This is a genomic window from Microcoleus sp. (assembly GCF_049646505.1).
In the GTDB taxonomy this organism is placed as follows: Bacteria; Cyanobacteriota; Cyanobacteriia; order Cyanobacteriales; family Microcoleaceae; genus Microcoleus.
Genome location: NZ_JBARVX010000530.1, coordinates 1 through 8,563 on the forward strand (window position 1 = coordinate 1; position 8,563 = coordinate 8,563).

9 protein-coding genes are annotated in these 8,563 nt (G+C 46.5%); 2 read left to right on the plus strand and 7 right to left on the minus strand.

The window, feature by feature from the left end; translation table 11 throughout:
* Positions 1–50: 50 nt before the first annotated feature.
* Both WBA89_RS25095 and WBA89_RS25100 read right to left on the minus strand, forming a co-directional pair.
* Complete coding sequence (locus WBA89_RS25095) at positions 51–539, minus strand: gluconokinase (protein ID WP_424410257.1); 489 nt, start codon at positions 537–539, stop codon at positions 51–53.
* A gap of 310 nt (positions 540–849) precedes the next feature.
* Positions 850–1,647, minus strand: coding sequence for a hypothetical protein (locus tag WBA89_RS25100; RefSeq protein ID WP_424410247.1), 798 nt, complete (start codon positions 1,645–1,647; stop codon positions 850–852).
* A gap of 497 nt (positions 1,648–2,144) precedes the next feature.
* Here WBA89_RS25100 and WBA89_RS25105 point away from each other — a divergent pair, with 497 nt between their 5' ends.
* Complete coding sequence (locus WBA89_RS25105; RefSeq protein ID WP_424410249.1) at positions 2,145–2,444, plus strand: type II toxin-antitoxin system HigB family toxin; 300 nt, start codon at positions 2,145–2,147, stop codon at positions 2,442–2,444.
* A complete protein-coding gene (locus tag WBA89_RS25110; protein ID WP_424410250.1) occupies positions 2,428–2,826 on the plus strand; it encodes a helix-turn-helix domain-containing protein in 399 nt (132 codons plus the stop codon). Before WBA89_RS25105 ends, WBA89_RS25110 begins: the two co-directional genes overlap by 17 nt.
* A 39-nt stretch (positions 2,827–2,865) precedes the next feature.
* On the opposite strand, the gene WBA89_RS25115 is transcribed toward WBA89_RS25110, so the two are convergent.
* From WBA89_RS25115 to WBA89_RS25135, 5 genes are all read right to left on the minus strand, one after another.
* Positions 2,866–4,188: a 3-isopropylmalate dehydratase large subunit gene (locus WBA89_RS25115; protein ID WP_424410251.1), complete on the minus strand. Its 1,323-nt coding sequence runs from the start codon at positions 4,186–4,188 to the stop codon at positions 2,866–2,868.
* 450 nt (positions 4,189–4,638) lie between these two features.
* Positions 4,639–4,983: a hypothetical protein gene (locus WBA89_RS25120; protein ID WP_424410253.1), complete on the minus strand. Its 345-nt coding sequence runs from the start codon at positions 4,981–4,983 to the stop codon at positions 4,639–4,641.
* Between the two features lie 47 nt (positions 4,984–5,030).
* On the minus strand, positions 5,031–5,390 hold the full coding sequence (locus WBA89_RS25125) for a DUF2442 domain-containing protein (RefSeq protein WP_333292081.1): 360 nt from the start codon (positions 5,388–5,390) through the stop codon (positions 5,031–5,033).
* On the minus strand, positions 5,377–5,622 hold the full coding sequence (locus tag WBA89_RS25130; RefSeq protein WP_333292080.1) for a DUF4160 domain-containing protein: 246 nt from the start codon (positions 5,620–5,622) through the stop codon (positions 5,377–5,379). Before WBA89_RS25130 ends, WBA89_RS25125 begins: the two co-directional genes overlap by 14 nt.
* 167 nt (positions 5,623–5,789) lie before the next feature.
* Positions 5,790–7,934: a peptidase domain-containing ABC transporter gene (locus WBA89_RS25135; RefSeq protein ID WP_424410255.1), complete on the minus strand. Its 2,145-nt coding sequence runs from the start codon at positions 7,932–7,934 to the stop codon at positions 5,790–5,792.
* Positions 7,935–8,563: the final 629 nt, after the last annotated feature.

Genomic DNA, 8,563 nt, shown 5'->3' on the forward strand with positions numbered 1-8,563 from the left:
TCTTTATGCAGACTAAAGTCCGAACAGTCGAACCTGTTTTTTGTAGGAAATTAACCGCAAACTAGATGATTTTCAATCTGGCGCACCATTACCTCTAGCGGCTGCGAAGCATCTATAATAATTGCAGTTTCTGGTTCTTCGAGAGTAGCGCACTGACTTGACAGCAAGTCTGCTTTCATGTAATGATTGTCGCGAGTTTTTAACCGGGATGTTAATAGCTCAAAAGAAGCTTTGAGATAAACTATTTTTATCCGCTGCTGGTCTCGGCAGAGCATTTCGCGGTAAGATGCTTTTAAGGCAGAACAAGCTAACACGACATTTTTATTTTCTAATAACCAGGTGTCTATTTCACTTTGCAGTTGCAAAAGCCACGGAATGCGATCGGCATCTTCTAAAGGAATGCCCCGACTCATTTTCTCGATGTTGGCTGGCGGGTGAAAATCGTCGGCATCGCTGAAATCCCAATTGAGAGATTGCGCCAGCAACTTGCCAACAGTAGTTTTTCCCGAACCGGAGACTCCCATCACGATAACAATCATCACGTCTATTTACCGAATACTTGCAATTTGATCGAGTTGTGCGATCGAGAAACCGGGTTTCTTAAGTTTCCCGATGAATTATACAATTATAAACAATTCAACAAACCCAGTCTATTTCTAATTCTAGATCAAATTTCTTCCAGAGTGGGTCTAATGAATTCAGAACTTTAGCGGCGTTGGGGGTTGATTGAGGCGATCGACTTCTACGCGAACCAATTCTCGATGCTGCGAAATAATTTTAAAAATATCTTCCAAAAGATAGCGCAGACAATAGCCGACAATCCAGTCATTTTCAGTACAAAGCTGATGTTTACTTTGAATTAAGCATGATTTTTTGCAATTCTTCCCGAGTTTTACCGTCGATGATCTCTTTGCCAATATTGGGTTTGGTGACACTAACTCGGACAAAATCGATATCATCTTTTTCTGTAAATTTGCGATCGCCATCGGAGTCTTTTCTAATTGTAATAAAAATTGCGCCACTTTTCTCATCAAATACCCAACTCATTAACTGGGTATCGGGCGGAGTGATTGCCTGAAGCGATTTTCCTCCCAAGTTAGATAAATATCCAACGATCGCGTCTGCATGGTCAAGTTTGCCATCAGTATTTGTGTCGCTATCTATGATGTGAAACAACAGCAATTGATTCTGAGGCTTGCTGGATACTTTTTTTGAGGAATTTTGCTTCGGTTGATTTGTTTGTCCATTTTGATTGCTGGGATTTTCTGGCTCTTTTTTACCTGGCAAATATTCAAATTTAGATATTAAGGCTTTTCTGTTTAATAAAATATTAGATTCTCCGTTGGTTTTGTTATAAAAAATCATATTTTCACCGATCGTACCGCTGCCGATTGATTTTCCAGAAAATATTTTTAATGAGATAGGATCGCGTCCAGATTCTTTTTCAACACCAGATAGAATAACTGGAATCATCATATATTCTGATTCACGATCATCGACGATTAAATCGCTGTAAGCAATCTGTGGCTGCGGCTTTTCTGCTTTCTTCTGTGCTTGATTTACTGTCTTAGTTGAACTGCATGATATGGTAATAGCAATTAAAGCAAATGTCGTAGCAATTTTGCGAGAAATATTGTGAGCTGTCATGAGTTTTGAAATTTTGTGGGATTAAAGGGCGATCGAATGTCTTGCGGTAACTTAGGGCTGAATAAATCTATCTATGGGATTTTTACCCTCGACTGCACAAATACAACTCACCTACACGGCTTAAAAAATGTTTACCCGATCGACCCTTGACATTATACTCTCAAGATGAGAGTATAAGTACATAAACAGGAATTATACCAAATCCGAGTTTACCATCCCTGTTATAAATATTCCGTCATTGCGAGCGAAGCGAAGCAATCAATCCTTGCATCTCTGCGATTGCTTTGCTTCGCTCGCAATGACAATAAAGGGGATACCTAACCCAGATTTGGTATTACGCTGCATAACCGAACTTTTACATCACTTGTAGAGTTCTGGTGGACAGCGATCGATCTACAGATAAAATCTGTGGGCAAGTCCTGTATAAAGTGATGGAATAAGCCACGTTAGAGAAGGGAAAGAGATGCAATACAAAACCACCAAAAAATTAAAAACCAATGCACCTAATCTCGATCCGCAACCTCCGTAATGATGCTGCCAAATATCCCGATGTCAAAAACCAAATTGAGATTTGGAAAGAAACTGTCAACAAAGCGGAATGGCAGAATTTGGAGGATGTTCGCAAAATTTATCGGGATGCCGAAGCAGTAGGAAATTTCACCGTCTTTAATATCAAAGGCAACGAATATCGCCTGATTTCCGGGATCAACTACGAGAACCAAACTGTTTTCTACAAATATTTCCTAACCCACGCTGAATACGACAAAGACAGATGGAAAAATGATCCTTACTTTTGACCGACTCACTTATAACAATTTGCTGGCAGAAATATCTCCAAAGGCGATCGAAACCCCAGAAGAATACGATCGCCTCCTGGCAGTTGCAGAAAGGCTAACATTTGCTAAACACCTGACTCCAGAAGAGAAGGCTTTATACAAGTTGTTAGTCATCCTAATTGAAGTTTACGAGACCCAAAACTATCCGATCGACCAATCCGAACCTCACGAGATTTTGCAACACATCATGGAATCTAGCAGCACCCGTCAAGCAGACTTGGTAGGTATCATCGGATCTAGCGGCGTAGTATCTGAAGTTGTAAATGGCAAGCGATCGATTAGCAAGGCGCAAGCTAAGGCCCTCGGCGATTATTTTCAAATCTCATCCAGCTTGTTTATTTAATCGAAAGGTATGCAGCGCACACCTTTCATCAACTACTTTCTAACGCAGGAATTCGCGCGGATCTGTGACATAGCCAGTCAGCGCCGAAGCCGCCGCCGTGTAAGGCGAAGCGAGATAAACTTGCGCTTCTTTGTTACCCATGCGGCCGGGGAAATTGCGGTTAGTTGTAGACACGCAAATCTCTGGTTCGTTCATCCGCCCAAATGTGTCTTTCGGCCCGCCCAAACAAGCGGCGCAAGAAGGCGCTGCAGGTTCGATGCAGCCGGCGGCTAAGAAGATTTCCGACAGGGTTTGACCGTCGTATTTTGTGACAAACAAATCTTCGTAAACTTTCTGAGTTGCCGGTACTAAATACGTCGGAACTTTGACTTGATTTCCTTTGAGAATGCGGGCTGCATTCAAAAAGTCGGAGGTTTTGCCACCGGTGCAGGAACCGATGTAAACTCGATCGATCTTGACATCGCGGCAGTTGCGGGCCAATTCGCGGTTGTCGGGGGAGTGCGGTTTGGCGACGACTGGTTCTAATTTGCTGACATCGTAGGTGCGATCGCTATAAAAACTAGCATCAGCATCAGTGTAAAATGCCTCAAAGGGCACATTAGTCCGGGGATTAACGTAATCAAACGTGGTTTTGTCCGCAGCCACCGTGCCGTTTTTGCCGCCAGCTTCGATTACCATATTGCACAGCGTCATCCGTTCTTCCATCGTCAAACGTTCGACTGTATCGCCCGCAAATTCCATTGTGCGGTAGTTAGCACCGGCGACGCTGATATCACCAATAATCTGCAAAATCAGGTCTTTTGCTAACAAATAATCGGGCAATTCGCCGTTGAGTACAAAGCGCATCGTCGCCGGCACTTTAATCAACAATTTGCCGGTTCCCATGATAAATGCTGCGTCCGTATTGCCGATACCGGTGGCAAATTGTCCGAAAGCGCCGGCATTGCAAGTGTGGGAATCTGTGCCGAAGAGCACTTCGCCGGGCCGCGTGTGGCCTTCTTGGGCTAGGGCGATGTGGCAAACTCCTTTGTAGTCGGGATTTGCTTTAAAGTCCGATCGATCCGTGATGTCGTAAAAGTATTTTATCCCTTGTTCTGCGGCAAAATCGCGGAGAATATCGACGTTGCGGTTAGCGCGTTCGTCGTTGGTGAAAATGTAGTGGTCGGGAATTAAGACGATGCTGTCGGGATTCCAGACTTTAGCATTTTCGCCGAATTCCCGTTTGAAAACGCCGATGGTGCCCGGCCCGCAGACATCGTGGGTCATCAACACGTCTGTTTCTACCCAAATGTTTTCTCCGGGCTCTACTTTGGTGCGGCCTGATGCTTTGGCTAAGATTTTTTCGGTCAGGGTCATTCCCATAGTTCGATCGCTCTTTTTTGTTAGATGCTACATACTGTAATTGTAAGCGAAACATTCCCTGTTACCGAGGATACTGAGATAGGGAAATGCCTCGGTTCGTTCCTTTCAACTTAAGACAGAAACTCACGAGCATCATATTCAACGATTTTCGGTACAATAATTCCCAGCATAATACGTCGGGGCGGGTTTTTGAGATTGTCGGTTTTTGGCTAATATTGTTGGTTAACCCGCCCTACAGGAATCACGAGCGATCGGACATGATATCATTTGTTTGATTTTCCAATCACCAACCACAAATAGATTAATATCATTTCCGTTTGACTCGGTATTATATGATGTTAAATTTTGTAGGAGCGGGTTCACCAACAATAATTGCCTATAATAGACAATCTCAAAAACCCGCCCTCTTTTTGCTGTATTTCAGATTTTTAGTATCGCAAATCAGTAAATTTATCGCCCGTTTGCCAAGGTGGCGTAAACGATTATTTCCCAACCCAAAATCAGGAGTAAGAGTAACTCAACTCCACCCAAAATATTAATAGCTAAACCTGAACCAGGTACTAAGACCCAGAAGGAAATCAAAGCAATGATTCCTGACACGACGAAGGTAATTTCATCAAGAATCAATTGGTCGATGTAGTTGGCCCAGTTGGAAGCGGCAAAGGACACGATTGTACCGAACAAACCCAAAGTGACGTAGAGGAGGTTGTCTCGGAAGCCAATGCGCTGGGTTTGCTCGGCTTTGAGTTTATCGTATTCTAGCAGCCCGACTTTGATGATGGGGTCTTCAGTCATTTTGTCTTCGGTTAAGCTCAATGATTCGTGCTTTGATCGAAACCGGGCTAGGCAACAATTTGTTGCTGGTGGAGTTGTTCCATCCAGGTTTTAGTGCCGTAAATGCCTCGGAGGAGGGATGGGACTGTTAAATCGACATCGAGGGTTTCCCAATGTAAGCCGATACCGGACGGTGTAACTTCGACGGCGGCGAGGTCATCTGCGGAGGCGTTGGCTAGCCCTTGTCCCAGGTGATGGGGGAACATGAAGGTGGAACCATCTTTGAGGTGAATGACGATATTGCCGGAGGTGCGATCGTAGTAGGCCCAACGGGCGCGGGGTTCGGTAGCATTGGCAAGGATGGCGGCAGCTTCGGCGCGATCGAGTTGTTCTTTAAGTGCTGCTTCTGTGAATTCAAGGTTCTCCATGAATTTGTCTCCATGCTTCTAATAGCTCGTTTTGATGAGCAGTCACCAGTTCTAGTGCTTTGACAGCATCGCCTCGCTTACCGTTTAATTGAATAATTTGCGGGGGATTTGCTGAACTGCCTAGATCGATTTTAACTTCACTGTCGGCATTTATGACATGAACGTGAGCTGGGAGATGATCGTCAAAATAAATTACGACTCTGAAGCCATTTTTTCTGAGGATGCTGGGCATTCGTTATCCGAAATGCGGGTTGTCAAACATTATGCCTGAAAGGGGAGAACTTTGGTTAGTTTGGAGAATTTTGCGTGTTACGATCCGAGCCGAAGATGGCAGATAATGGTGCGGTTCAATGATACAAGTTCTCGATTGCTCAACCCTCGAACAGCGAGTAGTGCTTTCTAAGGATGTAAAAAATCTAAATGTTCTCCGGGAATTTGGCTCAACTCTTCGGGAGTTCCTGTTAGTTTGAGTTCACCCCGATCGAGCAGTACAATCAAATCGGCGCGCCCAATAACTCGCGGACGGTGGCTGATTAAAATTGTCGTTTTGCCCTGACGGTAAGCCAGCAGCCGATCGAGCACTTCGGTTTCTGTTGCCGGATCGAGGGCTCCTGTAGATTCATCTAAAATCAACACGGGCGGGTCGGTGACAAGGGCGCGGGCGATCGCCAATCTTTGCCTTTGTCCCCCAGAAAGATTCGCGCCAAACTCGCCCAAAACACTCTGATACGTGTCGGGAAGTCCGCTGACAAAATCGTCGGCACCGGCAATTTGGCAAGCTTTTACTATTTGTTCTAAAGTCGCGCTAGGGTAACAAAAGCGGAAATTCTCGACAATCGATCGGCTCCAAAAGTGAGCTTCCTGCGGCACGAGCACCACTTGTTCGCGCAGGCATTCTAGGGATAAATCGGATTGATTGTACTGTCCGAAGCGGATATTGCCGGATTGCAGCGCATACAAACCGGCAAGCAGTTTTGCCAGCGTACTTTTGCCGCAGCCGGATTTGCCAATCAAAGCTGTCACCTTGCCGCCGGGAATCGTTAGAGAAAAGTCTTTCAGCAAATCCACGCGACCGATGTGGTGGAAGTTGAGGTTTTTGCAAGTAATATCGGCATCAGCGGGAATGTCGGCACGATCGCGCCGGGCGTTGTCCCCCATTTCTGGCGCGGTGTCGATGATGTCGCCGAGACGCTGGGTAGCAGTTTGAGCGCGGGCGAACTCGTCCGTCAAGTTGATGGCGGTGCTAATTAGGGCGGTGAAGTTGCGGTTCATGCCGTTGAATGCCAGCAGTTGACCGACGGTGAGTTCTTGGCGAATCACCAGAATGCTGCCAAAACAGAGGACGGCAAGGGAACCAACGCCGGAGGCCAGAGTAGAGAAGACGCTGTTGAGGATGCTGATTTGTAACAAGCCGAAGGTGGCATTTGCCAGATGACCGAAGCGACTTTGCAGTTCTTCCCAAGCTTGAGGTGCAGCATTGTTGGTTTTTAAAGTCAAAGCGCCTTTGAAATTCTCAACTAGGATGCCTTGGTTTTCGGTGTCTGTGACCAAAACGTCGCGGGTTTTCTGTTGCAGGGCTGGCAGGAAGATTAGGGCTGACAGAGTTGTCAAGAACGAAACACCGACGGCAGCGACAGTCAGTTGCCAGCTATAGACCAGCATAAATCCCAGGGATACTAGGGCGATGAAGAATTGGCTAGGCAGGCTGGTTACTACCTGGGAGACTAGCAGATTGATTTCCCGGATGTCCCGCAGGCGGCTGACAATTTCGCCGCTGCGGTGCGATTCGTAGTAGCTGAGGGGAAGCCGCAGGATTTGGCGGCCGAATTCGAGTGCGAGTCCTAGTTCCAAACGTTGAGCTAAGTGAGCTACTAGATTCGCTTGAACTAGGCTTAGCAGGCTGCTGAAGAGGATTGTGGCGGCGGTGGCGATCGCGATCGTAATTAGCAGTTCCGTGTCTTTTCGCACCAATACGTCGTCGGTGAGTACCTGAATCAGCAGCGGGAATGCCAGAGAAAGCAGGCCGATCGCCATGTTCAGCGGCAAAACTTCGGCAACTAAGCCGCGATAGTGCCAGACGCGCTGCAAAAAGCGCCCAAATCCCCCTATTCGGTCATTTGGCAGTGCCCAAAAACGGTTTTCGTCCGGCACCAGCAGCAGCATCACTCCATTGTTCCAAGACTCTGTGAGTGCCTCGCGGGTGAGGTAACGCAAACCAATCGCTGGATCGGCGATCGCATACTTTTTGCCCCGGCGACCGTAGAGGACAACCCAGTGAACGCCTTTCCAGTGAATGATCGCGGGCAGCGGGGCTTCGTTGAGGCGATCGATCAATTCGGGTGTCGCTTTGACGGAACGGGCGTTAAATCCCAAAGCTTCTGCCCCGCGGCGCAATCCCAGCAGCGTTGTGCCCAGTTGTCCGGTACCGACAGCTTCGCGGACGCGGTTGATGGCCAACGTGCGCCCGCAGGATTTGGCAACGGTGGCCAGACACGCGGCACCGCAGTCTTCTTCGCTGTGTTGGAGAACGATCGGATATTTCATAACAAGTTTGAAGCTTACAGGTTTATTTCCTTTGTTGATTTTTCGTTTCTCTGGGTCTTTTGCGCCTAGAACGCTTGATGATTAGACATCTCCAAAAATTATTGTGGGGATTAGGGGTTAGGCCATTAGTGTCAACTTAATGTCAAACGTAGTACCGGTCTGCTGTTTGACTATTAGGGTTCGATCCCCCCTTAGCTTGCCCCCTACTCCCCCTTAAGAAGGGGGGGACAAGAGTTTTATCAAAGTCCCCCTTCTTAAGGGGGATTTAGGGGGATCTAGACTCGGCTATAAGCGAAATCTATCAAAGATTTTAGGCTTAAGTTGACACCAATGGGGTGAGGCACCCTGCCGGCTCTTGACTAGGGTTTCACTTCTATGTATCTTCAGAAATTTTAGTCGCCGCTCGCTCTATCAAACGTAAAATTAAATAAACCATACAGTTTCACTATTAGAACTTACGCATAAACTCTCTCTGTAGGGCGAAACACACCGCACCTTACCGCTACCAATAGTGTTGCAAGGCTGTTTTTACGTAAGTCCTAACTTCTCAAGAGAAAGATAGTTTTGTAGCGCGGGACAGAAAATCATGTCTGAAAGTAAAGTTCTTTTTGTCGATTCAAATCAAGAAA